Annotated in this window: 24 protein-coding genes; 18 read left to right on the top strand and 6 right to left on the bottom strand. The window is 70.6% G+C overall.

Annotation, left to right across the window (positions count from 1 at the left end; genetic code table 11):
* Positions 1-58 precede the first annotated feature (58 nt).
* A complete protein-coding gene (locus OHS70_RS16280) occupies positions 59-1,168 on the top strand; it encodes an alpha/beta hydrolase (RefSeq protein WP_328398100.1) in 1,110 nt (369 codons plus the stop codon).
* Here the strand turns inward: OHS70_RS16280 and OHS70_RS16275 are convergent.
* Entirely contained in the window at positions 1,165-2,337 is a 1,173-nt protein-coding gene (locus tag OHS70_RS16275) for an ABC transporter ATP-binding protein (RefSeq protein WP_328398098.1), read from the bottom strand. The genes OHS70_RS16280 and OHS70_RS16275 overlap by 4 nt on opposite strands.
* A gap of 185 nt (positions 2,338-2,522) precedes the next feature.
* Between OHS70_RS16275 and OHS70_RS16270 the strand changes: the two genes are divergently transcribed.
* The 4 genes from OHS70_RS16270 to OHS70_RS16255 all read left to right on the top strand — a co-directional run bounded on the left by OHS70_RS16270 (position 2,523) and on the right by OHS70_RS16255 (position 5,959).
* Positions 2,523-3,200, top strand: a complete 678-nt coding sequence (locus OHS70_RS16270; RefSeq protein WP_328398096.1) for an ABC transporter permease — start codon at positions 2,523-2,525, stop codon at positions 3,198-3,200.
* Positions 3,200-3,868, top strand: coding sequence for an ABC transporter permease (locus tag OHS70_RS16265; RefSeq protein ID WP_328398094.1), 669 nt, complete (start codon positions 3,200-3,202; stop codon positions 3,866-3,868). Before OHS70_RS16270 ends, OHS70_RS16265 begins: the two co-directional genes overlap by 1 nt.
* A 28-nt stretch (positions 3,869-3,896) precedes the next feature.
* Positions 3,897-4,877 carry an ABC transporter substrate-binding protein gene (locus tag OHS70_RS16260; RefSeq protein ID WP_328398092.1) on the top strand — a complete coding sequence of 327 codons (981 nt, stop codon included), beginning with the start codon at positions 3,897-3,899 and terminating at the stop codon, positions 4,875-4,877.
* A gap of 83 nt (positions 4,878-4,960) precedes the next feature.
* Positions 4,961-5,959, top strand: coding sequence for a hypothetical protein (locus tag OHS70_RS16255; RefSeq protein ID WP_328398090.1), 999 nt, complete (start codon positions 4,961-4,963; stop codon positions 5,957-5,959).
* An 89-nt stretch (positions 5,960-6,048) separates the two neighbouring features.
* Here OHS70_RS16255 and OHS70_RS16250 read toward each other — a convergent pair whose 3' ends face one another.
* A complete protein-coding gene (locus OHS70_RS16250) occupies positions 6,049-7,191 on the bottom strand; it encodes an NADH-quinone oxidoreductase subunit D (RefSeq protein WP_328398089.1) in 1,143 nt (380 codons plus the stop codon).
* Between the two features lie 131 nt (positions 7,192-7,322).
* Positions 7,323-8,273: an SAM-dependent methyltransferase gene (locus OHS70_RS16245; RefSeq protein WP_328405663.1), complete on the bottom strand. Its 951-nt coding sequence runs from the start codon at positions 8,271-8,273 to the stop codon at positions 7,323-7,325.
* Positions 8,274-8,372: 99 nt separating this feature from the next.
* Here OHS70_RS16245 and OHS70_RS16240 point away from each other — a divergent pair, with 99 nt between their 5' ends.
* Positions 8,373-9,572, top strand: coding sequence for a sensor histidine kinase (locus OHS70_RS16240; protein WP_328398087.1), 1,200 nt, complete (start codon positions 8,373-8,375; stop codon positions 9,570-9,572).
* 20 nt (positions 9,573-9,592) lie between these two features.
* Positions 9,593-10,267: a response regulator transcription factor gene (locus OHS70_RS16235; RefSeq protein WP_328398085.1), complete on the top strand. Its 675-nt coding sequence runs from the start codon at positions 9,593-9,595 to the stop codon at positions 10,265-10,267.
* Positions 10,268-10,276: 9 nt separating this feature from the next.
* Here OHS70_RS16235 and OHS70_RS16230 read toward each other — a convergent pair whose 3' ends face one another.
* Both OHS70_RS16230 and OHS70_RS16225 read right to left on the bottom strand, forming a co-directional pair.
* On the bottom strand, positions 10,277-11,395 hold the full coding sequence (locus tag OHS70_RS16230; RefSeq protein ID WP_328398083.1) for a DUF5937 family protein: 1,119 nt from the start codon (positions 11,393-11,395) through the stop codon (positions 10,277-10,279).
* A 311-nt stretch (positions 11,396-11,706) separates the two neighbouring features.
* Positions 11,707-12,876, bottom strand: coding sequence for a threonine aldolase family protein (locus OHS70_RS16225; RefSeq protein ID WP_328398081.1), 1,170 nt, complete (start codon positions 12,874-12,876; stop codon positions 11,707-11,709).
* Positions 12,877-12,976: 100 nt separating this feature from the next.
* Here OHS70_RS16225 and OHS70_RS16220 point away from each other — a divergent pair, with 100 nt between their 5' ends.
* From OHS70_RS16220 to OHS70_RS16175, 10 genes are all read left to right on the top strand, one after another.
* A complete protein-coding gene (locus tag OHS70_RS16220; RefSeq protein ID WP_328398079.1) occupies positions 12,977-13,894 on the top strand; it encodes a Rossmann-like and DUF2520 domain-containing protein in 918 nt (305 codons plus the stop codon).
* Positions 13,894-14,934, top strand: coding sequence for a pantoate--beta-alanine ligase (gene panC, locus OHS70_RS16215; protein ID WP_328398077.1), 1,041 nt, complete (start codon positions 13,894-13,896; stop codon positions 14,932-14,934). Before OHS70_RS16220 ends, panC begins: the two co-directional genes overlap by 1 nt.
* Positions 14,931-16,667 carry an L-aspartate oxidase gene (locus tag OHS70_RS16210; RefSeq protein WP_328398075.1) on the top strand — a complete coding sequence of 579 codons (1,737 nt, stop codon included), beginning with the start codon at positions 14,931-14,933 and terminating at the stop codon, positions 16,665-16,667. The genes panC and OHS70_RS16210 overlap by 4 nt, the downstream gene beginning before the upstream one ends.
* Positions 16,668-16,669: 2 nt before the next feature.
* Positions 16,670-17,680 carry a carboxylating nicotinate-nucleotide diphosphorylase gene (gene nadC, locus OHS70_RS16205; RefSeq protein ID WP_328398073.1) on the top strand — a complete coding sequence of 337 codons (1,011 nt, stop codon included), beginning with the start codon at positions 16,670-16,672 and terminating at the stop codon, positions 17,678-17,680.
* On the top strand, positions 17,680-18,477 hold the full coding sequence (locus OHS70_RS16200) for a type III pantothenate kinase (protein ID WP_328398071.1): 798 nt from the start codon (positions 17,680-17,682) through the stop codon (positions 18,475-18,477). The genes nadC and OHS70_RS16200 overlap by 1 nt, the downstream gene beginning before the upstream one ends.
* A 551-nt stretch (positions 18,478-19,028) precedes the next feature.
* Positions 19,029-19,613: a hypothetical protein gene (locus OHS70_RS16195; protein WP_328405661.1), complete on the top strand. Its 585-nt coding sequence runs from the start codon at positions 19,029-19,031 to the stop codon at positions 19,611-19,613.
* A gap of 14 nt (positions 19,614-19,627) precedes the next feature.
* On the top strand, positions 19,628-19,801 hold the full coding sequence (locus OHS70_RS16190) for a hypothetical protein (RefSeq protein ID WP_328398069.1): 174 nt from the start codon (positions 19,628-19,630) through the stop codon (positions 19,799-19,801).
* A gap of 100 nt (positions 19,802-19,901) precedes the next feature.
* Entirely contained in the window at positions 19,902-20,345 is a 444-nt protein-coding gene (locus OHS70_RS16185) for a BlaI/MecI/CopY family transcriptional regulator (RefSeq protein WP_328405659.1), read from the top strand.
* 9 nt (positions 20,346-20,354) lie between these two features.
* The gene (locus OHS70_RS16180; RefSeq protein ID WP_328398067.1) at positions 20,355-20,876 is read left to right on the top strand and encodes an amino-acid N-acetyltransferase; all 522 of its coding nucleotides are present in this window, start codon (positions 20,355-20,357) and stop codon (positions 20,874-20,876) included.
* Positions 20,877-21,020: 144 nt separating this feature from the next.
* The gene (locus OHS70_RS16175; RefSeq protein ID WP_328398065.1) at positions 21,021-21,356 is read left to right on the top strand and encodes a histone-like nucleoid-structuring protein Lsr2; all 336 of its coding nucleotides are present in this window, start codon (positions 21,021-21,023) and stop codon (positions 21,354-21,356) included.
* Here OHS70_RS16175 and OHS70_RS16170 read toward each other — a convergent pair.
* Positions 21,335-21,925 (bottom strand): SCO3374 family protein, encoded by a 591-nt coding sequence (locus tag OHS70_RS16170; RefSeq protein ID WP_328398063.1) that lies wholly within the window; start codon positions 21,923-21,925, stop codon positions 21,335-21,337. The genes OHS70_RS16175 and OHS70_RS16170 overlap by 22 nt on opposite strands.
* Positions 21,926-22,357: 432 nt before the next feature.
* On the opposite strand from OHS70_RS16170, the gene OHS70_RS16165 reads away from it, so the two are divergent.
* Positions 22,358-24,883: an ATP-dependent Clp protease ATP-binding subunit gene (locus OHS70_RS16165; protein WP_328398061.1), complete on the top strand. Its 2,526-nt coding sequence runs from the start codon at positions 22,358-22,360 to the stop codon at positions 24,881-24,883.
* Positions 24,884-24,970: the final 87 nt, after the last annotated feature.

Genomic DNA, 24,970 nt, shown 5'->3' with positions numbered 1-24,970 from the left:
CCACGGGGCGGGTTCATTCGTCCCCGGAATTTGTCGACGCAGAAGGCACACGCCACTCATGGGTCTGACCAGCAACAAAGTACTGGCCTTGGCCGTCCTGGCAGCGCTGCTGCTGTTCGTCGCCACGATCTGGTGGTGGCCGCGGCTCGCGCGCGGCGGGGTTCGAGCGGTCGCCGGCCGCGTCGGACTGCTGCTCGCCACGCAGCTGGCCCTGTTCGCGGTGATCGCCCTGACGGCCAACCGGGCCTTCCTCTTCTACGGTTCCTGGGCCGATCTCTTCGGCCAGAAACAGGAGCTCGGCGTGGTCGTGGACCATTCCGCCGACCGCTCGCACGTCAGGCTCGTCGCGAAGCAGCAGCCTGGGGTGCCCGGCGGTTCGCGGCCCGCGAAGGCGGGTCAGATCCACAAGGTCGTCATAGCGGGGAAGCAGTCGCGGATAGACAGCCCTGCCTACGTGTATCTGCCGCCGGAGTACTTCCAGGCGGAGCACCGCAAGAGCACCTTTCCGGCGGTCGTGGTCCTGACCGGCTATCCGGGAACCGCGGAGAACCTCCTCAAGGGGCTCAGATACCCGAAGACCGCGTTCGAGCTCGCCGCGGCCGGCCGGATGAGGCCGACGATTCTGGTGATGCTGCGTCCGACCGTGGCGCCGCCCCGGGACACCGAGTGCGTCGACGTCCCCGGCGGGCCGCAGACCGAGACGTTCTTCGCGAAGGATGTCCCGCAGGCCGTCTCCGGGACCTATCGGGTCGGCACCGCGGCGCGGAACTGGGGCTTCATCGGCAACTCCACCGGCGGTTACTGCGCCCTGAAGATCGCGCTGCACCATCCGGAGCGGTTCGCGGGGGGCGCCGGGCTCTCCGCGCACTACAAGGCGGCCGAGGACCCGACGACCGGTGATCTCTTCCAGGGCGACGACCAGGAGCGCAAGCGGGCGGACCTGCTGTGGAGCCTGGACCATGTGCCGCAGGGAAAGACGTCCTTCCTGGTCACCAGCTCACGGCAGGGCGAGCACAACCTCGGGGAGACCCTGGAGTTCATCAAGCGGGTGAAGGCGCCCGCGCGCGTCTCGTCGATCATGCTGGACAGCGGCGGGCACAACTACAACACCTGGCGCCGGGAGATCCCGCCGGCCCTGGAGTGGCTCAGCGGGAGGCTCCGCCCCTAAGCACCTGATGTGCGGACCGGGCCCTGGCCGATCGTCTCCAGCTCCACCTCGGTGCGGGGGATGTCGTGGGCGTCCGCGTCGATGGAGCGGCGCAGCGCCTCGTGCAGCCGGGCGGGCGTCAGGACACCGAGGAAGCGCCCCGTCTGCTCGCGGTCGATGACCGCGATCCAGCCCGCGTCGTGCTGCAGCATCGTCGAGAAGGCCTGCTTGAGCGAGGCGCCGACGGGCAGCCAGGCCTCCATGCGCCGCGCGTGTTCGCGTACCGACCCCTTGCCGGACGCGGCCTGATCGGCGGACAACCAGCCGTGCAGGGAGTCCTCGGCGTCCAGTACGACCGCCCATCGCGCGCCGCCGAGGTCGCGGGGCAGCGGGTCGTCGAGATGGACGACCGGCGGCTGCTCCAGATCGCCCTCCTCGATGGGGGTGACCGACAGGCGCTTCAGTCCGCGGTCCGCGCCGACGAAGTCGGCCACGTACTCGGTGGCCGGGGCGCCCAGCACGGCGGCCGGCGCGTCGAACTGCTCGATCCGCCCCTGGCCGTAGACAGCGATACGGTCCCCCAGCCGCACGGCCTCCTCGATGTCATGGGTGACGAAGAGGACCGTCTTGCGCACCTGTGCCTGGAGCCTCAGGAACTCGTTCTGCAGGTGCTCGCGCACCACCGGGTCGACCGCGCCGAACGGCTCGTCCATCAGCAGCACGGGCGGATCGGCCGCCAGTGCCCGGGCGACGCCCACACGCTGGCGCTGGCCGCCGGAGAGCTGCTCGGGGTAGCGGTCGCCGTAGACGGACGGGTCGAGGCCCACCAGGTCCAGGAGTTCGGCGGCACGCTCACGGCGCCGCGAGCGCTTCACGCCGAGGAGATGGGGGACGGTCGCCGTGTTCTCCAGGACCGTCTTGTGCGGGAAGAGGCCGACCTGCTGGATCACATAGCCGATACGGCGGCGCAGCTGGACCGGGTCGAGTGTGGAGATGTCCGCGCCGTCCACGAATATCCGCCCGCTGCTCGGTTCGATGAGACGGTTGACCATCTTCATCGTGGTCGTCTTGCCGCAGCCGGACGGTCCGACGAGCGTGACCAGTTCACCCGCGGCGACCTCGAACGAGAGGTCGTCGACGGCCGTGGTGCCGTCCGGGTAGCGCTTGGTGACATGCTCGAAACGGATCATGGCTCCCATTGTGGCGGTTGGTGGCGGGCCATGTGTGAAGGGCGTGTTGCCGGACTGCGAAGCTCCTCGGCGGTTGTCAGTGGCGGGGGTTAGGGTCGGTTTCGGTCGAACAGATCGCACGCGGCACATGCATCGAGCACACCGAGCACACTGAGCTCGTCGTTCCGGATCGGGGGGTGGGAACAGTGGCCGGACGGAACTGCCTGGTGGCGAACGACTGGATCTGCGGTGAGTACCTCCGCTCCCGCAGCGGGGAACTGATCGACGCGACGGTCCAGCATGTCTGGATCACGTCGGCATCGGTTCTGATCGGGCTGGTCGTGGCCTTCCCGCTCGCGTTGCTGGCGCGCAGCCGTCCACGGTTCGCCGGCCCCGTTCTGGGGCTGACGACCGTGCTCTACACGATTCCGTCGCTGGCGATGTTCTCGCTGCTGCTGCCCGTCTTCGGACTGTCCGCCGCGCTGGTGATCACGGGGCTTGTGCTGTATTCGCTGACGATCCTCGTGCGGAACATACTGGCGGGTCTTGAGGGGGTCCCGGACGAGGCACGTGAAGCCGCCCGCGGCATGGGGTACGGGCCGGGCAGGCTGCTGTGGGAGGTCGAGCTTCCGCTGGCCCTGCCGGCGCTGATGGCCGGCCTGCGGATCGCCACGGTCTCGACGGTCGCGCTCACCACGGTCGGTTCGATCGTCGGCCGCGGAGGCCTCGGCAATCTCATCGATGACGCGCTGCCGAGCTTCTTCAAGGCGCAGGTGCTGACCGCTTCGGTGCTCTGTGTGCTGCTGGCGGTCGCGGCCGATCTGCTGCTGCTCGGTGTGCAGCGTCTGCTCACGCCCTGGACCCGGATACGGGGGGCCCGCTGATGGGTGTACTGGCGCAGGCATGGACCTGGCTGACCACGGCCGCCAACTGGTCGGGGGAGAGCGGCGTCTGGCACCGCCTCGGCGAGCACCTGTACGTCAGCGGGGTCGCGCTCGCCCTGGCCTCGGCGATCGCCCTGCCTCTCGCGCTGTATCTGGGGCACATCGGCCGCGGCGGCGCCCTCGCCGTCAACATCTCGAACGTGGGACGGGCGATCCCCGTCTTCGCGGTGCTCGCCCTGTTCATGGTGTCGCCCCTGCGCAGCGCCGGGTACGTACCGACGATCATCGCGCTGGTGCTGTTCGCCGTGCCACCGCTGCTGACCAACGCGTATGTGGGGATGCGGGAGGTGGACCGCTCGGTGGTGGAGGCCGCGCGCGGCATGGGAATGGCGGGCGGGCAGCTCTTCGCCCGGGTCGAACTTCCCCTCGCCTACCCGATGGTGATGACCGGACTGCGGTCGGCCGCGGTCCAGGTCGTGGCGACCGCGACGATCGCGGCGATGGTCGGACAGGGTGGCCTCGGCCGGATCATCACCGCCGGCTTCAACACGTACAACACTCCGCAAGTGGTCGCGGGCGCCCTGCTCGTGGCCGTGCTCGCCCTCCTGGTGGAGGCCGTGCTGGTGGGGGTGGACCGCTTGTGCAGTCCCCTCCGGAAAACCGTGTGACGACTCACTCCCTTGGATGGTGAACCTGATGAGCAAGACCTCGCGCATCGCGGGTGCGGTTCTGGGCGTACTGGCCCTCACGGGCTCGCTCGCCGCATGCGGTGGCGACAGCCTGGAGAAGGAGAAGAGCGGCGGCTCGGCCTCCGCCGGCGGATCCGGGAAGAAGGGCACGCTCGTGGTGGGCGCCGCCGCCTTCACCGAGTCCAAGGTGCTGGCCGAGCTGTATGCGCAGCTGCTGGCCGACGCCGGCTACAGGACGTCGATCACCACGGTGAAGAACCGCGAGCTGTACGAGCCCTCCCTGGAGAAGGGCGAGATAGACGTCGTACCGGAATATGCCGCCACCGTCGCCGAATTTCTCAACGCGAAGGTGAACGGACCGAAGGCGCCGGAGGAGAAGCCGGTCGCCTCCAGCGATGTCACCGCCACCGTCGCGGGGCTGACCCAGCTTGCCGAGCCGCTCGGTCTCAAGGTGCTGCCCGCCGGTGAAGCGGTCGACCAGAACGCCTTCGCGGTCTCCAAGGAATTCGCCGGGAAGAACAAGCTCAAGACCCTCTCCGATCTCGGTGCCTCGAAGCTGAAGGTGAAGATCGCGGCAGGCGACGAGTGCGAGGTGCGCCCCTTCTGCGCGCCCGGCCTGAAGAAGACCTACGGCATCGACGTGTCGGGAATCGACCCCAAGGGTGTCGGAACGCCGCAGGCCAAGCAGGCGGTCAAGGACGGCGTGGACCAGCTGGTGCTGACCACCACCACCGACGCGACGCTGGAGAGTTTCGGTCTGGTGCTGCTGGAGGACGACAAGAAGCTCCAGAATGCGGACAACGTCCTTCCGCTTGTCAATGCCAGGGACGCCGGGGACAAGGAGATTGCCGACGTACTCGGCAAGCTCACCCAGGTGCTGACCACCGAGGACCTTGCCGAGCTGAACCGCAAGGTGGACGCGGAGCGCGCCAAGCCCGAGGACGCGGCGAAGGCATATCTGGAGTCGAAGGGGCTTCTCAAGAAGTAGGGCAGAGGCGGCCCGGCGTTCTCGACCAGAGATTTGCCGGGCCGACACCCCATTCGGCTTCTACGCACTGTAAATTTCTGGCCATGCCACGTGGACGCCACCGCCATTCCCCGCCCCTGCACAAGCTGCTGCCGCCCACCGCAGTCGCCGGAGCGTCGGTCCTGTGTGCCGCCGGCTCGTGGTTCATCGGCAACACCGTCGTCCTACGGACGCTGGTCGTCGCCGCCGCCGCGGCGGCCGTGACCGGCGCCGTTCTCATGCGCAGTTGGGACCGCAGCGCGGGCCGCCGCGTCGCCGAGCTCGAGCGCGGCCGCATCGCCGACGCCTGGCAGACCGAGGAGCGCATCGCCGAGCTCGAGGCGGACATCGAGGAGTCCCGCGAGCTGCGCACCAAACTCGACGCGAAGCTGCGCGCCAAGCGGGTCGAGCTCGCCGGGCTGCGTGGCGAACATGCCGCGCTGCTGCGCCGGTACGCGAACGCCGAGACCGAGCGGGCCAGCGCCCTCGAGGGCCGCAGGCAGCTCGCACTGGAGGCGGCCGCCCCGGCCAAGGAGCTGCCGCCCGCCGGCACCACACCGACGCCCTCCACCTATCTGCGCGCGGCCAAGGCCCTCGACGACCTGTCGCGCAACGCCGCGGCCCAGGAGGCCAGACGGACCGTCGAGGAGGCCAGGCGGCGCGATCTTGAGGAACGGGCCCGGGAGGCGGACGAGCCGCAGGGGAAGCACGCGGCGGGCGCCGGGGGCGGGCAGCTGCCTGCCCGCACGTCGTCCGCCCTCCCCGCCAGGCGTACCGTCCCGGCCGCCGCCGCGATCGTGCCGTACGGTCCGCAGCGCTCGCGCGTCAAGCGCCCCGAGGGCGGCTTCGACTTCTTCGGTACGGGCGCCGAGGCCCATGCCCAGAAGGCCATCGAGGCCGTGCAGAACGAGGATCTCGCCGATGTCGTCGGTGAGGAGGCGCTCGCGGCGGCGAATCCGCTGCCGAGCGGCCCCCGGGCGGTCGGCAAGGTCATCGACCTGACCGCGCACGACGAGACCGAGCAGATGGACGTCGCCGACCTGCGCAACGCGGTCAGCTCCTGAAGAGACAGCCGTACGAGCAAAGATCTACGGGCAAAGGTCCCGGGCAACCGCCCGGGACCTTTGCCCGTACCTGTGTCGCCAGGCGTCGATCACTTGTCGATGTCGCCGACGACGAAGAACAACGACCCCAGGATCGCCACCATGTCGGCGACCAGCGTCCCGGGCAGCAGCTCGGTGAGCGCCTGGATGTTGTTGTACGAGGCCGAGCGCAGCTTCAGGCGGTACGGGGTCTTCTCCCCCTTGGAGACCAGGTAGTAGCCGTTGATGCCGAGCGGGTTCTCGGTCCAGGCGTAGGTGTGGCCCTCGGGAGCCTTCAGGACCTTCGGCAGCCGCTGGTTGATGGGCCCCGGCGGCAGCTCCGCCAGTCGCTCGACGCAGGCGTCCGCGAGATCCAGCGCGTTGTGCGTCTGCTCCAGCAGGACCTCGAAGCGGGCCAGGCAGTCGCCGGCCGTGCGCGTGACGACCTTGAGGGTGTCCTGCAGCTCCCCGTACGCCAGATACGGCTCGTCGCGCCGCAGATCGAAGTCGACACCGGAGGCGCGGGCGATCGGGCCGCTGACGCCGTACGCGTGCACCGCCTCGGCCGACAGCACACCCACACCACGGGTCCGGCCGCGGAAGATCTCGTTCCCCAGCACCAGGCGGTCGTACACGTCCATCCGCGAGCGGACATCGGCCACAGCGTGCCGGGCGCGGCCGAGCCAGCCGGCCGGCAGGTCCTCCTTGAGCCCGCCGACCCGGTTGAACATGTAGTGCATCCGGCCGCCGGAGATCTCCTCCATGACGTGCTGGAGCTCTTCGCGCTCACGGAAGGCGTGGAACACCGGGGTGATTCCGCCCAGTTCGAGGGGGTACGACCCCAGGAACATCAGGTGGTTGAGGACCCGGTTCAGCTCGGCCAGCAGCGTACGGGTCCACACCGCGCGCTCAGGGACCTCCATGCCGAGCATCCGCTCGACGGCCATGACGACACCGAGCTCGTTCGAGAACGCGGACAGCCAGTCGTGCCGGTTGGCCAGCATCACGATCTGCCGGTAGTCGCGCGCCTCGAAGAGCTTCTCCGCGCCGCGGTGCATGTATCCGATGACCGGCTCGGCATGCTGGATACGCTCGCCGTCCAGGACGAGACGCAGCCGCAGCACACCGTGGGTGGAGGGGTGCTGGGGGCCGATGTTGAGCACCATGTCGGTGGTCTCCGCCGCGCCGCCGATGCCGACCGTCGTCTCCGTCATGCCCACCAGTCTGTCAGAGCCGCCCCTCCACCCCTCCTTCAGGCGGACGCCCTGGGCCCCTGGCGGACGAACTCCGGCAGGCCGGCGTGGAAGGCCTCCTCGAAGTCGCCGGTGTGGTCCCGGCGCCCGCCTCAGACCTGCTGCATCAGCCAGGTGAAGTCGCCGAGGCCGCCCCTCGCCGTCAGTTCCGCCGCCTCGCCCGCCGCCGCGAGGGCCCGCAGGTAAGCGGCCGGGTCGGACGACGCCAGCGCGAGCGCCGGCCGCCCGGCTGTCACGCCCAGGCCGCGCAGCGCCGTGCGCTGGTCCACCAGTTCCGCGCCCGGCAGTGCGCACGCGTCCAGCGCCACATGAGCGGTGATGTCGCAGCTGCCGTCAGGGACGGGGAGCACCTCCCGGCCGTCCCGGAAGCCGGTCAGCGTGCCGAACGGGGGCCGGCCGTCCTTGGTGTGCGCGTAGTCGACGGCGACCGCGAGCCCCGAGTCCAGCGTGGACACGGCCGCCGCCCACGCCGCATCGCGCGTCCGGCCGATCTCCGCGCGGGTGCCCGGTTCGGTCAGCGGCCACCAGCGCTCCAGCCACTCGGCGTCCGCGCCCGTGACCGGCTCGCCGAGCCGCTCCTCACCCGCGCGGTCCACCAGGACCCGGCGCACCACCCCGTCCGTGTCGGCCTCGGCGACGTCCACCGGCACGTTGTCCAGCCACTCGTTCGCGAACAGCAGCCCGTGCACCCCCGCCGGCGGTGCGTCCGTCCACTCGATGCGCGGGTCGAGCCCCGCGGGGCGGGCCGCCCGTTCGACCGCGTACGCACGCACCGCGAAGCCCGGCGGCAGGGCGGCCAGCACCCCCGTCACCAGTTCGCCGCGGCCCGCTCCGACGTCCACGAAGGCGGGCTCGTCGAGCGAGAGCGACTCGGCCGTGGTGACCAGCAGCCGGGCGACCGCCGCGGCGAACAGAGGGGAAGCGTGCACGGACGTACGGAAGTGGCCGGCAGGTCCCTCGGGCCGCAGATAGAAGCCCCCTGGCCCGTACAGCGCGGCCTGGGCCGCCTCCCGCCACCCGGCCGGCTGATCCGTGTCATCCATCACGTGCCCAAGTCTCCACCTTGCGGAGTACGCCCCCACGGCCCGGATCGCCCCTCCGGTTGACCCGAGCACCTATCTCCTTTCCCTACTCTGGGTTACGTGCAGCGCCTCTACGACTTCATCCGCAGACACCCGACGGGCGTCGACACCTTCTGGGCTGTCATGCTCTTCGGGTTCGGCATGCTGTGGGTACTGGAGGACCTGGAACGGGCCTGGAACCAGACAGCCGCGTCCGTCATCGTCCTGCTGCTGGGTCTGGTCGTGGCCCTGCGCCGCCTGATGCCGCAGAAGATGCTGGTCCTCGCGGCCGTCCTGGGGATCGCCCAGCTCGTGCTGGACGTCGGGGTCAATCCCGGCGACTTCGCGATGCTGGTGATCATCTATACGGTCGCGGCCCACGACGGACCACGCTGGGCCTCGCGGCTGGCACTGATCGGCGGGCTGTCCGCCGCATCCCTGGCCCAGATCCGCTGGCCCACCCACGGTGCCGAAACCGGCGAACGGGTGTTCCTCACCGTCATCATGAGCCTGCCGTTCGCGCTCGCCTGGGTGCTCGGCGACTCGATACGCACCCGGCGTGCGTACTTCGCCCAGCTCGAGGAGCGGGCCGGCCGGATGGAGGAGGAGCGCGCGGCCCAGGCGAAGGTCGCCGTGGCCGCCGAGCGAGCCCGTATCGCCCGCGAGCTCCACGACGTCGTCGCCCACAACGTCTCGGTGATGGTCGTCCAGGCCGACGGCGCCGCCTACGTCCTGGACGCCGCCCCCGACCAGGCCAAGCAGGCGCTGGAGACCATCTCGAGCACCGGCCGCCAGGCGCTCGCGGAGATGCGCAGGCTGCTCGGTGTGCTGCGCACCGGCGATGCCCCGGAGAGCGGCGAGTACGTACCCCAGCCCGATGTGCAGCAGATCGAGGATCTCGTCGAGCAGGTGCGCAGTGCGGGCCTGACCGTCGACTTCAAGATCGAGGGGACGCCGCGGCCTCTGCCCAGCGGCGTCGAACTCACCGCGTACCGCATCGTGCAGGAGGCGCTGACCAACACCCGCAAGCACGGCGGTCCGGAGGTCGGCGCGAGTGTGCGTCTGGTCTACTTCGACGACGGGCTCGGGCTGCTGGTCGAGGACGACGGCCGCGGATCGTCCCACGAGCTGTACGAGGACGGGGGCGCGGACGGCCGCGGCCACGGCCTGATCGGTATGCGGGAGCGCGTCGGCATGGTCGGCGGCACGCTGGACGCGGGGCCCCGGCCCGGTGGCGGCTTCCGGATCAGTGCCCTGCTCCCGCTCAAGCCGACCCACTAGAGATCGAGGACCCCACTGACATGTCCATCCGCGTGATGCTCGTCGACGACCAGGTGCTGCTGCGCACCGGATTCCGCATGGTGCTCGCCGCCCAGCCGGACATGGAGGTCGTCGCCGAGGCGGGCGACGGCGCGGAGGCGATCGAGAACCTGCGCTCCACGGCCGTGGACGTCGTGCTGATGGATGTCCGCATGCCTCGGCTGGACGGCGTGGAGGCGACCCGTCGCATCTGTGCGCAGCCGGACGCGCCGAAGGTGCTCATCCTCACCACCTTCGACCTGGACGAGTACGCCTTCTCCGGGCTGAAGGCCGGTGCCAGTGGGTTCCTGCTCAAGGATGTCCCGCCGGGCGAACTGCTGGGCGCCATCCGTTCGGTGCACAGCGGCGACGCGGTCGTCGCGCCGTCCACCACCCGCCGGCTGCTGGACCGCTTCTCACCGATGCTCCCCGCCTCCTCGAACGAACCGCGGCACAAGGAGCTGGAGAAGCTCACCGACCGCGAGCGCGAGGTGATGATGCTGGTCGCGCAGGGCCTGTCGAACGGCGAGATCGCGGCGCGACTGGTGCTCTCGGAGGCCACGGTCAAGACCCATGTGGGCCGCATCCTCACCAAGCTGAGCCTGCGGGACCGGGTCCAGGTGGTGGTGCTGGCGTACGAGACCGGGTTGGTACGGGCGGGCGGAGGGGCGGGCTGACCCGCAGCGCTAGCGGAGCACCGTTTCGAGGAAGTCGCTGCCGAGCCGCGCAACAGCGGCCACATCCAGCTGGTGCAGGACATAACGCCCGCGCCGCCGGGTGGAGATCAGTCCTGCCTTCTTCAGCACCCCCAGATGGCGCGAGACCTCGGGCGCCGTGATCCCGTACGCGTCCGCCAGCTCGCCCGTCGTGTGCGGGGCGCGGGCGAGATTACGGCACAGCCGCATGCGCATCGGGTGGGCGAGCGCCTCCATCCGCAGCTTCAGCAGCTCGACGGGGGCCGGGCCCGGCAACTCCGGCGAGCCGACCGGGTAGTGGATCACCGGCCGCCAGCCCGGCGCGTACACCACCATGAGATGCGGCCAGCCGAGGCTGGAGGGTATGAGCGTGAGCCCGGCGCCGACCGCCGGGTCGACGGCGGTCGTCCGGCCCTCCACCAGCTTGTCGACGCTGATCCTGGTCCGTGCCTCGTCCACCGTCAGCGCGGGGGAGACCGCGTGCAGCGCCTCGGCGAGGCCCTTGCGGCGCAACAGGTCCGTCTTGTGACGGGCGTCGGCGGCGAGCTGGGGGGCCACGCGGCGCCAGGTGTCGGCGAAGAAGGCATCGTCGCAGTCCTCGAACAGCCGCCGCAGCCAGGCGCGTACGGAAACCGGGTCGTCCAGCAGCTGCCGGGTGAAGTCCAGTTGGCGCGGGCCACGGGTGGCCGCGAGCTCGAGGACGCGCTCGCGGCGGGACGGATCGCCGAGGGCGGAGGGGCCGCCGGGCCCGTACGTCATCGCGCAGGTGAACTCCAGGGCGGCCGAGACGAACCGCTCGTCGTCCAGCAGGTCGAGCTGATCCAGCTCCTCGGCGAGCGTCGCGCCCGTGCGGCCGCCCCCGGCGGGCAGCCCCGCGAACGGCATGAACACGTCCGAGAAGGTGGACCGCCACAGGAAGTCGGCCTCGTGCAGCCGGTCGGCAAGATCCGGCTTGAGCGCGGCGGACGTCACGGTGGCCCAGCAGTGCAGCCCCGGATGATGCCCGGGCTCGGCGAGCGCGTGGAGCGCCACACCCAGCTCGGCGAGGGGCGAGATGTCGAAGACGATGCGCTCGGGGGGCAGCCCCGCGATGTCGATGCTTGCGCTCACGCCTCCATGATGCGGCCACTTCCGCGATGGCCCGCGCCCGTTTGACGGCCCTCGTCAATCGACACGACGGGGCGCGCGGCCTCGGCGCAGCGTGGCGTCATGAACGCCATGCACCAGCACCTGCTCGACAGCTACCGCGCCTCCCGTGCAGGCGTGCCGGCCCCACCGCTTCCGGGCCGTCACGACCGGGAGGCGATACGGGAGCTGTCGGCCGCCCTGAGGCGCCTTCTGCGCCCCGGGTGTAGGGCGGACCGGCGATGAGTCCTGGGGGCACACGCCTCCCACCAACCCGGCTCCGACCGGCCCGGCCGTCAGCCCAGCCGTGCCACGAACCCCGCCACCGCCTCGCGTACCTCCTCCGCCGACCACTGAAGCCCGTGCCCGTCCACCGTCATCTCCGTGACCGAGACGCCCGGCGGGCAGCCCTGCGAGTACCAGCGGCGGAACAGCGTCACGCCCGTCTCCTCCGCCTGCCTCAGCCCGGCCTCGTTCAGCACATCCGTGCCGTACGGCAGCCACACCTGGAACTGGTGGGTCTGCGGGACCGACGGATTGACGCGGAACCAGGCGGTGCCCGCCGCGCGGAAGGCCTCGTCGAGCGCACCCGCGACCATCTTCGCGTGGGCCACGTACAACGGCAGCCGCGGCAGCTCGCGTTCCAGACCGGCCAGCGCCGACAGCGCCGCCGGGTACTGCTGGAAGAGCTGCCCGCCGTACCGGTGACGCCACGCGCGCGCCTCCTCCGCCAGTGATGCGGGCCCCGCCAGTACCGCGCCCGACAGCCCGCCGAGGGACTTGTAGAAGGACACGTACACGCTGTCCGCGAGCGCGGCGATCTCGTGCAGGGGGCGGTCGAAGTGGGTGGCGCACTCCCACAGGCGGGCGCCGTCGAAGTGGACCACCGCGTCCCGTTCGCGCGCCGCCTCCACCACCGCCACCAGTTCGTCCCACGACGGCAGAACGAAACCGGCGTCCCGCAGCGGCAGTTCGAGCATCAGCGCGCCGAACGGCTCGTCGCACTCGAGCACCTCGTCGGCCGTCGGCAGGCGCGGCTCGCTCGTCGGGTGGATGGTGCGCAGCCCGCTCAGTACCGAGAACGCCGCCCGCTCGTGCACCTCGGGATGGGCCTGCGGGTGCACGGCGACCGTGGGGTTGCCGGTACGGGCCGCCCAGCAGCGCAGCGCCACCTGCTGTGCCATCGTCCCGGTGGGGAAGAACACCGCCGCCGGGAACCCGAGCAGCGCGGCCGTCCGCCGCTCCAGCTCGGCCACCACCCCGTCGCCGTAGGTGTCGACGGCCTCGTCGAGGTCGTATACGTCCGCGGCATCTGCCGTCAGTGCCGCGAGCCGTTCCCCGACGGAGCACTCGGCGGAGCTTCTCCACAGCACCCGCTGCGATGCCCGCCACGCGGCGAGCCTGCGGCGCCGTTCACTTTGTTCACTCTGCTCGGTCGTATCCGTCACGGTCCGATCATCACCCACAGCCTGTGGACAACTGCGGGGGGCCCGGAAACGCTGGCGTAGCATCGTGCACGAGAAATCGTCCGGTACCCCTGCGGACTGGAACGGAAGGCCCCGCCGCGTGAATGCCACAGCACCACAGGAACCGCTCGACCCGCGGGACCGCCCCGCCAGGCTGTCCGTGGGCGTGGTCGGAGCGGGCCGGGTCGGCCCGGCGCTGGCCGCCTCGCTGCAGCTCGCCGGGCACCGTCCGGTCGCCGTCTCGGGCGTCTCGAACGCGTCCGTGCGCAGGGCAGCCGCGCTGCTGCCCGACGTGCCGCTCGTGCCGCCCGCCGAAGTGCTCGCCCGCGCCGAGCTGGTGCTGCTGACCGTCCCCGACGACGCGCTGCCTGGTCTGGTGGAAGGACTCGTCGAGACCGGTGCCGTGCGGCCCGGCCAGCTGCTGGTGCACACCTCCGGCAGGTTCGGTGCCAAGGTGCTCGACCCGGCGACACGGGCCGGCGCGCTGCCGCTCGCACTGCACCCCGCGATGACGTTCACCGGGACCGCCGTGGACGTGCAGCGGCTGGCGGGCTGCTCCTTCGGGGTGACCGCGCCCGAGGAGCTGCGGCTGGCCGCCGAGGCCCTGGTCATCGAGATGGGCGGCGAGCCCGAGTGGATCGAGGAGGAGAGCCGTCCGCTCTACCACGCGGCGCTCGCCCTCGGCGCGAACCACCTCGTCACCCTGGTGGCCCAGTCGATGGAGCTGCTGCGTACGGCCGGGGTCACCGCCCCGGACCGGATGCTCGGCCCCCTCCTCGGTGCGGCGCTCGACAACGCCCTGCGTTCCGGGGACGCCGCCCTGACCGGACCGGTGGCCCGCGGCGACGCAGGCACGGTCGCGGTCCACGTCGCCGAGCTGCGCAAGCACGCCCCCGCTGCGGTCGCCGGCTATCTGGCGATGGCCCGCTCGACCGCCGACCGTGCGCTCGCGCACGGCATGCTCAAACCGGAGCTTGCCGAGGATCTGCTGGGCGTCCTCGCGGAGGGGGACCTGTGATGAGTGACAGGACGAGCGGCACGCCGGGCCGCAGGGACTTCGAACTGGTGCCGACCCGCGACGACCTGCACCGCGTCCTCGACCGCCACGCCGTCCCCGGCCGCACCGCCGTCGTCATGACCATGGGCGCCCTGCACGACGGCCACGCCACCTTGATCCGTACCGCCCGCGAACATGTGGGGGACAAGGGCTTCGTCGTCGTCACGGTGTTCGTCAACCCGCTCCAGTTCGGGGCAGGTGAAGACCTCGACCGCTACCCCCGCACTCTGGACGCCGACCTGAAGACGGCCGAACAGGCGGGCGCGGACGTGGTGTTCGCCCCCGCCGTGGACGAGGTGTACGAGGGCGGCGCGCCGCAGGTCCGGATCACCGCAGGCCCCATGGGCGAGCGGCTCGAAGGCGCCTGTCGCCCCGGCCATTTCGACGGCATGCTCACCGTCGTCGCCAAGCTGCTGCACCTGGCCCGCCCCGACGTCGCGCTGTTCGGGCAGAAGGACGCCCAGCAGCTCGCGCTGATCCGCCGGATGGTCCGCGACCTGAACTTCCCCGTGGAGATCGTCGGAGTGCCGACCGTCCGCGAGAGTGACGGTCTCGCGCTCTCCAGCCGCAACCGCTATCTCGCGCCGGCCGAGCGGGACACCGCGCTCGCTCTCTCCCGGGCCCTGTTCGCGGCCCGTGACCGGCTCGCCGCACAGGAGGCGCTGCACGCACGGGCCGAGTCCCTGCCCGCGTCCCAGTCCCGTGCCGCCGCGCTCTCCGCGCTCGGCGAGGCCCGCGCCGCGGCCGATGCGCACGCGGTCGCGCACGCTGTTCCGGCCGGCGGCGCCGACGCCGTACGGGCCGCCGCGCGCACCGTTCTCGACGAGGCCGCGAAGTCGCAGCCGCCGCTCGTGCTGGACTATCTGGCGCTCGTCGAACCGGCCACCTTCGCCGAGGTCCCCGACGGCCACACCGGGGAGGCGATCCTCGCCGTCGCCGCGAAAGTCGGCGCGACCCGCCTGATCGACAACATCCCCCTCACCTTCGGAGCCCACAAGTGACCGGAATACGGCTGAACGCCCCTGCCCCGGGGTGGGCCATCGAGGCCGACGTCGTCGTGGTCGGCTCGGGCGTCGCCGGCCTCACCGCCGCGCTGCGCTGCGCCGCCGCCGGGCTCAGCACGGTCGTGGTCACCAAGGCCCGTCTGGACGACGGCTCCACCCGCTGGGCGCAGGGGGGCATCGCCGCCGCGCTCGGCGAGGGCGACACCCCGGAGCAGCACCTGGACGACACCCTGGTCGCGGGCGCGGGACTGTGCGACGAGGAGGCCGTGCGCACGCTGGTCACCGAGGGGCCCGACGCCGTACGCCGCCTGATCGCCACCGGGGCGCTGTTCGACACCGACCCGGACTCCGGCGAGATAGAGCTGACGCGCGAGGGCGGCCACCACCGCCGCCGTATCGCGCACGCGGGCGGTGACGCGACGGGCGCGGAGATCTCCCGCGCACTGGTCGAGGCCGTACGCGACGCGGGTCTGCGCACGATCGAGAACGCCCTGGTCCTGGACCTGCTCATGGACGCCGACGGCCGTACGGCCGGCATCACGCTCCATGTCATGGGCGAGGGCCAGCACGACGGCGTCGGCGCGGTCCATGCCCCGACGGTGGTGCTTGCCACGGGCGGCATGGGGCAGGTCTTCTCGGCGACGACCAACCCCGCGGTGTCCACCGGGGACGGTGTGGCGCTCGCGCTGCGCGCCGGTGCGGAGGTCTCCGACCTCGAGTTCGTGCAGTTCCACCCGACGGTGCTGTTCCTCGGCACCGACAGCGAGGGCCAGCAGCCGCTGGTCTCCGAGGCGGTACGCGGCGAGGGCGCCCACCTCGTGGACGCCTCCGGCACCCGCTTCATGCTCGGGCAGCACGAGCTTGCCGAGCTGGCCCCCCGCGACATCGTCGCCAAGGGCATCATGCGCCGCATGCAGGAGCAGGGCGCCGACCACATGTATCTCGACGCCCGCCACTTCGGCGCCGAGATGTGGGAGCAGCGTTTCCCGACGATCCTCGCGGCCTGCCGGGCCCATGGCATCGACCCGGTGACCGACCCCGTCCCGGTCGCTCCCGCCGCGCACTACGCCTCCGGCGGCGTACGCACGGATCTGCACGGCCGCACCACCGTGCCCGGCCTGTACGCGTGCGGCGAGGTCGCCTGCACCGGCGTGCACGGGGCGAACCGGCTGGCCTCCAACTCGCTGCTCGAAGGTCTCGTCTTCGCCGAGCGGATCGCCGAGGACATCGCCGGGGCACCGCGTGAGGCGGGCCGCCCCGTGCTGCCCGAGACGCCGTCGCCGCTCCCGCTGATCGCGCCCGAGGCGCGGGCCGAGATCCAGCGGATCATGTCCCACGGAGCCGGTGTGCTGCGCTCCGCGGAGAGCCTCGCCGCCGCGTCCGCCGCGCTCGAAACCGTGCATCTGAACGCCGTACGGGCCACCAGGGAAGGGTCCGGCAAGACCGCCGAGCCGGGCGTCGAGTCCTGGGAGACCGCGAACCTGCTGTGCGTCGCCCGGGTGCTGACCGCCGCCGCCCTGCGCCGCGAGGAGACCCGAGGCTGCCACTGGCGCGAGGACCGCCCGCAGCGTGACGACGCGTCGTGGCGGCACCATCTGGTCGTCACGCTGACGCCGGAGCGCCGGCTGGTCGTCCGGCAGACCGAGGGCACCGCCTTCCCCCCGACATCGCGATCCACCGTCCCCGAGACCATCCCCCCGACCGTCCTCGACGCCCCCAGGGAGCCGTAACCGTGAGCACGCCCGATGAACGTCCGCGCCCCGTGGACGTACCGCTGATCCAGATCGGCGCCCCGGCCGGCGGCGGCTGCGGGGACGACTGCGGCTGCGCCGCCGGTGAGGAGGCGTACGAGTGCGGACTCGACCCCGCCCTCGCCGGGCTCCTCGCCGAGGCCGGTCTCGATCCCGTCCAGGTCGAGGACATCGCCCATCTCGCCATCGAGGAGGACCTCGACGGCGGTGTGGACGTCACCACGGTGGCCACCGTCCCGCAGGAAGCGGTCGCGACCGGCGACTTCACCGCCCGCGAGGCCGGTACGGTCGCGGGCCTGCACGTCGCCGAGGCGATCCTGTCGATCGTCTGCACCACCGAGTTCGAGGTGGAGCGGCACGTCGAGGACGGCGCGCGGGTCGAGGCCGGCCAGAAGCTGCTCTCCGTCACCGCGAACACCCGCGACCTCCTCACCGGCGAGCGCAGCGCGCTCAACATCCTGTGCCGGCTCTCCGGCATCGCCACCGCGACCCGCGCCTGGGCCGATGTGCTGGAGGGCACGGGCGCGAAGGTCCGGGACACCCGCAAGACCACGCCCGGCCTGCGCGCCCTGGAGAAGTACGCGGTGCGCTGCGGCGGCGGCGTCAACCACCGGATGTCGCTGTCCGACGCGGCACTGGTGAAGGACAACCACGTGGTGGCCGCGGGCGGCGTCGCCGAGGCCTTCAAGGCCGTACGGGACCGCTTCCCCGAACTGCCGATCGAGGTCGAGGTGGACACCCTGGACCAGGTCCGCGAGGTCCTGGACGCCGGCGCCGACCTGATCCTGCTGGACAACTTCACGCCTGCCGAGACCGCGGAGGCCGTCACGCTCGTCGCGGGCCGCGCCCTCCTTGAGTCCTCCGGCCGGCTCGGTCTCGACACCGCCCGCGCGTACGCGGAGACCGGCGTCGACTACCTCGCGGTGGGTGCCCTCACGCACTCCTCCCCGATCCTGGACATCGGCCTCGACCTGCGAGAGGTCCGGGCCTGATGCTGCTCACCATCGACGTCGGCAACACCCACACGGTGCTGGGGCTCTTCGACGGCGAGGAGATCGTCGAGCACTGGCGCATCTCCACCGACGCCCGGCGCACCGCCGACGAGCTGGCGGTCCTGCTGCAGGGCCTGATGGGCATGCACCCGCTGCTCGGGGTCGAACTGGGCGACGGTATCGACGGCATCGCCATCTGCTCCACGGTCCCCTCCGTGCTGCACGAGCTGCGCGAGGTCACCCGCCGTTACTACGGCGACGTTCCCGCCGTCCTGGTCGAGCCCGGCATCAAGACCGGCGTGCCGATCCTCATGGACAACCCCAAGGAGGTCGGCGCGGACCGCATCATCAACGCGGTTGCCGCGGTCGATCTGTACGGGGGCCCGGCGATCGTCGTCGACTTCGGCACCGCGACGACGTTCGACGCGGTGAGCGCGCGCGGGGAGTACGCGGGCGGGGTGATCGCGCCCGGCATCGAGATCTCCGTCGAGGCACTCGGTGTCAAGGGCGCCCAGCTGCGCAAGATCGAGCTGGCCCGGCCGCGCAGCGTGATCGGCAAGAACACGGTCGAGGCGATGCAGTCAGGCATCGTGTACGGGTTCGCGGGCCAGGTGGACGGGGTCGTCCAGCGGATGAAGCGCGAGCTGGCGGAGGACCCGGACGAGGTGACGGTGATCGCGACGGGAGGCCTGGCGCCGATGGTGCTGGGCGAGTCGTCGATGATCGACGAGCACGAGCCGTGGCTGACGCTGATCGGCCTGCGTCTGGTCTACGAACGCAACGTCTCCCGCCTCTGACCCTCCGGGGGACGCCTGCCTCTCGGGCGTGGCCCGGACGGTGCGCGCCGCGCGGCCGGGGCGGACCGCGTCTGTAGGGCTGATCCCGGCCCGTACGCGTGGCCGCTCCGGTGCGGGGCCTCGAGCGGGCGGTGCGGGACCGGGGGTACTCGCCGGGTCCGTGTGCGTGGCGCCCTCCGGGGCGCGCGGCCTCCCGGGCCGGGCCCGACCGTCCCGTGACCGGCGCGGCCTCTCCGGGGCACGTGTCCGGGACTGCTTTCCCGGGACTTGCTCCGCTCAGGGCCTACGACGCCGCCCGGAGACGACCCCTGCGCGTCCGAGTCCGGCCGTGCCCGTCACGCACCTGACCCGCAGGGGAAGCCCCTGGCACGGCCACCGGCCCGTGCCCTCCGTCCCCGGACCCGCGCCCGTGCAGGGTCACCCGGGGAAGTCATGCCCCGGCAAGGGCCACGCGTCGGCCCGGCGCGCCGGAGAAATGGGCGTTAAGCCGATTTTGTCCATGTAGCACGTATGGTCGGCACATGCCCACGCCATTCGGACCCCGTGGCGGCATGGCGTTCGGCGCAGAGGAGCTGCGTGTGCTCCGACGCGCCCTCGCAGCCGCCCTCCATCCCGTTCCTCTGGCCGACGAGGAGGTCAGGCAGTGTCTGCGCCTGGCCGACTCCGTCGACGAGGCTGCCCGTGAGGCCGGTCGCCTGCGTACGTTCCTCTTCGCGGACCTGGCCCGCTACCGCGCCGCGCTGCCCGGAGCGGCCGCCGGATACCTGGAGCTGCTCCAGGACGCCCTCGCCGCCGGCTACGACCCCCGTCCCGAGGATCTGGCGGCGCTGCGCACCCTGCGCGGCACACCGGCCGGCGCAGCCGTGCTGCGCCGGTGCCAGAGCCTCGCGGAGGAGTCCGTGCGGGCGCGGCTCGCGAGCCGGACACGTGAGGCCCCGGTTCCCGCTCCGGCCCGTGTACGCCTCCACGCGCTCCCCGGCGGCCGCGCCGCCGACGAGCAGAAGCCCAAGCCCGCACCGGCCCCCAAGCCCGCGCAGGATCCGCAGCCCAAACCGCCGCCGGTGCCCAAGCCGTCGGAGGTCTTTCCGCCCCGCCGTAAGCCCGTGCCCCCGCCGGAGCAGCTCGCCGCGGGATAGCTACTCTGGGAGCCATGGACTACGTATCCGCGCTCGTGCCCCCGGTGGTGATGGCCGCCTTCTTCATCGGCCTCGTCGTGACGATCGTCAAGAGCCAGGGCGGCCCGAACAAGGCCAAGGAGGACGCCGTCGTGGACGCGGCCCTCGCGGGCGCGGAGGCCGCCCGGCAGCCCCGTCGGGACACCTGACGCAACCACCCGTCCGAGGACGTACGGCATGCCCTTGCCGTACGTCCTTTTTGTTACGTCAATAGTCAGTCGTTACGAGATCTCCCACTATGGTGGCGATGTGCCCCGCCAATTGGGAGAGCTCGAAGACGCCGTCATGACACGCGTCTGGCAATGGAACCGGCCGGTCACGGTCCGGGAAGTCCTGGAAGACCTTCAGCAGGAACGGTCCATCGCCTACACCACCGTCATGACGGTAATGGACAATCTCCATCAGAAGGGCTGGGTGCGCAGGGAAGTCGAGGGCCGCGCCTATCGATATACCGCGGTCTCCACCCGCGCCGCCTACTCGGCAGCACTGATGAACGAAGCCTGGTCGCAGAGCGACAACCCCGCGGCCGCGCTTGTCGCCTTCTTCGGCATGATGTCCCCGGAACAGCGAGAGGCCCTGCAAGCCGCCGTCCGCATGGTCGAGGGCGACATCGGCGCCGACCCGGATGCCGCCGAGTCCGGCGGCACCGGGCAGGAGCAGGCCGACGAGGGCGGGGCGGACGCGGAGCGATAGCGTCCTTCCATGTCTTATGACGCGGCAAATGCCCTCACCGTCCGGCGGGCCAGGACCAGCGATGTGCCGGAGGTCCGCCGGCTCGTCGACCCGTACGTGAGTGAAGGCATCCTGCTCGACAAAGCGACGGTCACGCTTTACGAAGCCATCCAGGAGTTCTGGGTCGCGGAACGCGACGAGGACGCCCGTGTTGTCGGCTGCGGCGCTCTGCATGTCATGTGGGAAGACCTTGCCGAAGTGCGCACCCTTGCCGTGGATCCGGCCTTCAAGGGGACCGGCATCGGTCATCAGGTGCTGGACAAACTGCTGCGTACCGCCCGCTGGATCGGAGTCCGCAGGGTTTTCTGCCTCACCTTCGAAGTCGACTTCTTCGGCAAGCACGGCTTCGTCGAGATCGGGGAGGCGCCGGTCGAGTCGGATGTCTACAGCGAGCTGCTGCGTTCCTATGACGAGGGTGTCGCCGAGTTCCTCGGGCTCGAACGAGTGAAGCCGAACACCTTGGGCAACAGCCGGATGCTTCTGCACCTGTGATCACCCCGAGATGACGGAACCCTATGTCCGAATCGCGCACGTTTCCCGTCCTCTCGGGGTTCTGAACCTCTGCCAAGGGTTTGTGTTTTCCAGGGAAAAGCGGTTTCCTTTCCGCGTACTGCATTTTCGATGAAAGGAAATCCGGTGGCGCAGAAGGTTCAGGTCCTTCTTGTCGACGACCTCGACGGCGGCGAGGCGGACGAGACGGTGACGTTCGCTCTGGACGGCAAGACCTACGAGATCGACCTCACCACCGCCAATGCGGACAAGCTTCGTGGCCTGCTCGAGCCCTACGCCAAGAACGGCCGGCGTACCGGCGGCCGCGCTGCTGCCGGCCGCGGCAAGGGCCGCGCGGCTGCGGGCGGCAACAAGGACACTGCCGAAATCCGCGCGTGGGCCAAGGCGAACGGTTACAGCGTGAACGACCGCGGTCGCGTTCCCGCGGAGATCCGCGAGGCTTACGAGAAGGCCAACGGCTGAGTTTTCGTCCGTCGCGCATTCGTGCGCTGCGCACGCAGCAACCGGACCCGGTGGCACTCCGTCGCCGCCGCGTCCACCAGCCCTACGAGACCGGGGGCGCCCCCAATGCCCCCGAGTCCGGCGAAAGCCGGAAGCTGTGCCTCCCGTCCTGGTACGGGGGGCCGCAGCCATGCGGCGGCCTCGTAGGGGCAGGCATGTCCGGGCGGCGGCGGGGCGGTGATCCGCCCGCCGGTTCCGACGGCGGTGAGATCGAGTTCGACACCGCCCCACTCCAGCCAGTCGAGCAGGCCGGGCAGTTCCTCCGCGCTCCCCGCGGCCACCAGGAGCCACATGCGGGCCCCTCGGAGAGCGACGGGGCCTGACACCTCCGGACGGCCCAGCAGGGCGGCTCCGGCCTCGGCAGGCAGCTCCAGGGCGTCGAATCGCACCCCGGTCAGCAGCTGTACGGGGGTGCCCTCCGTCGTCGGCCAGCCGAGCTCACTCTCGTACCACTGCGCCGTGCCGAGCTCGCTGCGGCTCGCGCCGATGCCGTCGAGGGGCTTACGGGGAACCGGGACGGAGATGGTCATGCCTCCGGGAACTCGTCGGACACCTCCGGGGTTACGCAGAGTGGGCCAATGTGTGCGCAGCGTGTCCGGGGCGGGGGCCTTCCGGCGCATTCGAGGGCGCAAGGTTGTTCGCCCGTAGCGGAGGGAACCGGTGCGCGCCGCATGGACTGTCCGTGCTTACGGGTAAGACATTCCTAGTGGGGAGGGGCGACACGCTCGCAGGGCTGTCTCACGTTCGCCATCGGCGTACTCATGGCGAGGGTAACTGCCTGGCCTGCGGGAACATCGTCTCGCACCATCGGGTTGGAGCAGTTGTCGGCGTTCGGGGGTCAGGAGGCCACAGACGGGTGTCGGCAGTTGGAATGAGCGGTCCCCGCTTGCGGGACTAAGCTGCGGAAGGACAGGGAGGGGACCGACCCCTTACTGCCTGACCGCTCTGAGGAGCGATTAACGATGTTCGAGAGGTTCACCGACCGCGCGCGGCGGGTTGTCGTCCTGGCTCAGGAAGAAGCCCGGATGCTCAACCACAACTACATCGGCACCGAGCACATCCTCCTGGGCCTTATCCATGAGGGTGAGGGTGTCGCCGCTAAGGCCCTGGAGAGCCTCGGGATTTCGCTCGAGGCGGTCCGCCAGCAGGTGGAGGAGATCATCGGCCAGGGCCAGCAGGCCCCGTCCGGTCACATTCCCTTCACGCCCCGTGCCAAGAAGGTCCTGGAGCTGTCGCTCCGAGAGGCTCTTCAGCTGGGCCACAACTACATCGGCACCGAGCACATCCTGCTCGGCCTGATCCGCGAGGGTGAGGGCGTCGCCGCCCAGGTCCTCGTGAAGCTGGGCGCCGATCTCAACCGGGTGCGGCAGCAGGTCATCCAGCTGCTCTCCGGATACCAGGGCAAGGAAGCCGCCACGGCAGGCGGCCCGGCCGAGGGCACGCCCTCGACCTCGCTCGTCCTGGACCAGTTCGGCCGGAATCTCACCCAGGCCGCTCGTGAGTCCAAGCTCGACCCGGTCATCGGGCGCGAGAAGGAGATCGAGCGGGTCATGCAGGTGCTGTCCCGCCGTACGAAGAACAACCCCGTACTCATCGGCGAGCCGGGCGTCGGTAAGACGGCGGTCGTCGAAGGCCTGGCGCAGGCCATCGTCAAGGGCGAGGTGCCCGAGACCCTCAAGGACAAGCACCTCTACACCCTGGACCTCGGTGCGCTGGTCGCCGGCTCCCGCTACCGGGGTGACTTCGAGGAGCGCCTGAAGAAGGTCCTCAAGGAGATCCGCACCCGCGGCGACATCATCCTGTTCATCGACGAGCTCCACACCCTGGTGGGTGCGGGTGCCGCCGAGGGCGCGATCGACGCGGCCTCGATCCTCAAGCCGATGCTGGCGCGAGGCGAGCTGCAGACCATCGGCGCCACCACGCTGGACGAGTACCGCAAGCACCTGGAGAAGGACGCCGCGCTCGAGCGCCGCTTCCAGCCCATCCAGGTCGCGGAGCCGTCGCTGCCGCACACCATCGAGATCCTCAAGGGTCTGCGCGACCGCTACGAGGCCCACCATCGTGTCTCCATCACGGACGAGGCGCTGGTCCAGGCCGCGACCCTGGCCGACCGGTACATCTCGGACCGCTTCCTGCCGGACAAGGCGATCGACCTGATCGACGAGGCCGGCTCCCGGATGCGTATCCGCCGGATGACCGCGCCGCCGGACCTGCGCGAGTTCGACGAGAAGATCGCCGGTGTCCGCCGTGACAAGGAGTCCGCGATCGACTCGCAGGACTTCGAGAAGGCAGCTTCGCTCCGTGACAAGGAGAAGCAGCTGCTGGCCGCGAAGACCAAGCGCGAGAAGGAATGGAAGGCCGGCGACATGGACGTCGTCGCCGAGGTCGACGGCGAGCTGATCGCCGAGGTCCTGGCGACCGCCACCGGCATTCCGGTCTTCAAGCTGACCGAGGAGGAGTCCTCGCGTCTGCTGCGCATGGAGGACGAGCTCCACAAGCGCGTCATCGGGCAGAAGGACGCCATCAAGGCCCTTTCGCAGGCGATCCGCCGTACGCGAGCCGGCCTGAAGGACCCGAAGCGCCCCGGTGGCTCGTTCATCTTCGCCGGTCCGTCCGGTGTCGGTAAGACCGAGCTCTCCAAGACGCTCGCCGAATTCCTCTTCGGCGACGAGGACGCGCTGATCTCCCTCGACATGTCGGAGTTCAGCGAGAAGCACACGGTTTCCCGTCTCTTCGGTTCGCCCCCCGGATACGTGGGTTACGAAGAGGGCGGTCAGCTCACAGAGAAGGTGCGCCGCAAGCCGTTCTCCGTCGTCCTCTTCGACGAGGTGGAGAAGGCCCACCCCGATATCTTCAATTCCCTTCTGCAGATCCTGGAGGACGGTCGCCTGACCGACTCCCAGGGCCGCGTCGTGGACTTCAAGAACACGGTCATCATCATGACGACCAACCTCGGGACCCGGGACATCTCCAAGGGCTTCAACCTGGGCTTCGCCGCCCAGGGCGACGTCAAGACCGGATACGAGCGGATGAAGGCGAAGGTCAACGAAGAGCTCAAGCAGCACTTCCGGCCGGAGTTCCTCAACCGTGTCGACGACACGGTCGTCTTCCACCAGCTCACCGAGGAAGACATCATCCAGATCGTCGACCTGATGATCGCCAAGGTGGACGAGCGGCTCAAGGACCGCGACATGGGCATCGAGCTCAGCGCGGACGCCAAGTCGCTGCTCGCCAAGAAGGGCTACGACCCGGTCATGGGTGCCCGGCCGCTGCGCCGGACGATCCAGCGCGAGATCGAGGACATGCTGTCGGAGAAGATCCTCTTCGGCGAGCTGCGCCCCGGTCACATCGTGGTCGTGGACACCGAGGGCGAGGGTGAGGAGAAGAAGTTCACCTTCCGCGGCGAGGAGAAGTCGGCGCTGCCCGACGTCCCGCCGATCGAGCAGGCGGCCGGTGGTACCGGTCCGAACCTGTCGAAGGACGCGTAAGCGCCCGAAGGTCAACAGGGGCTGCCCCGGACCCGTACGGAAACGTACGGGCCGGGGCAGCCCCTTTCGGGTTCCCTGGCTTCTTCG

This window comes from Streptomyces sp. NBC_00390 (assembly GCF_036057275.1).
Classification (GTDB): Bacteria; Actinomycetota; Actinomycetes; order Streptomycetales; family Streptomycetaceae; genus Streptomyces.
Note: the sequence above shows the minus strand (reverse complement) of the source record. Positions and strands in the feature narration are given on the sequence as shown.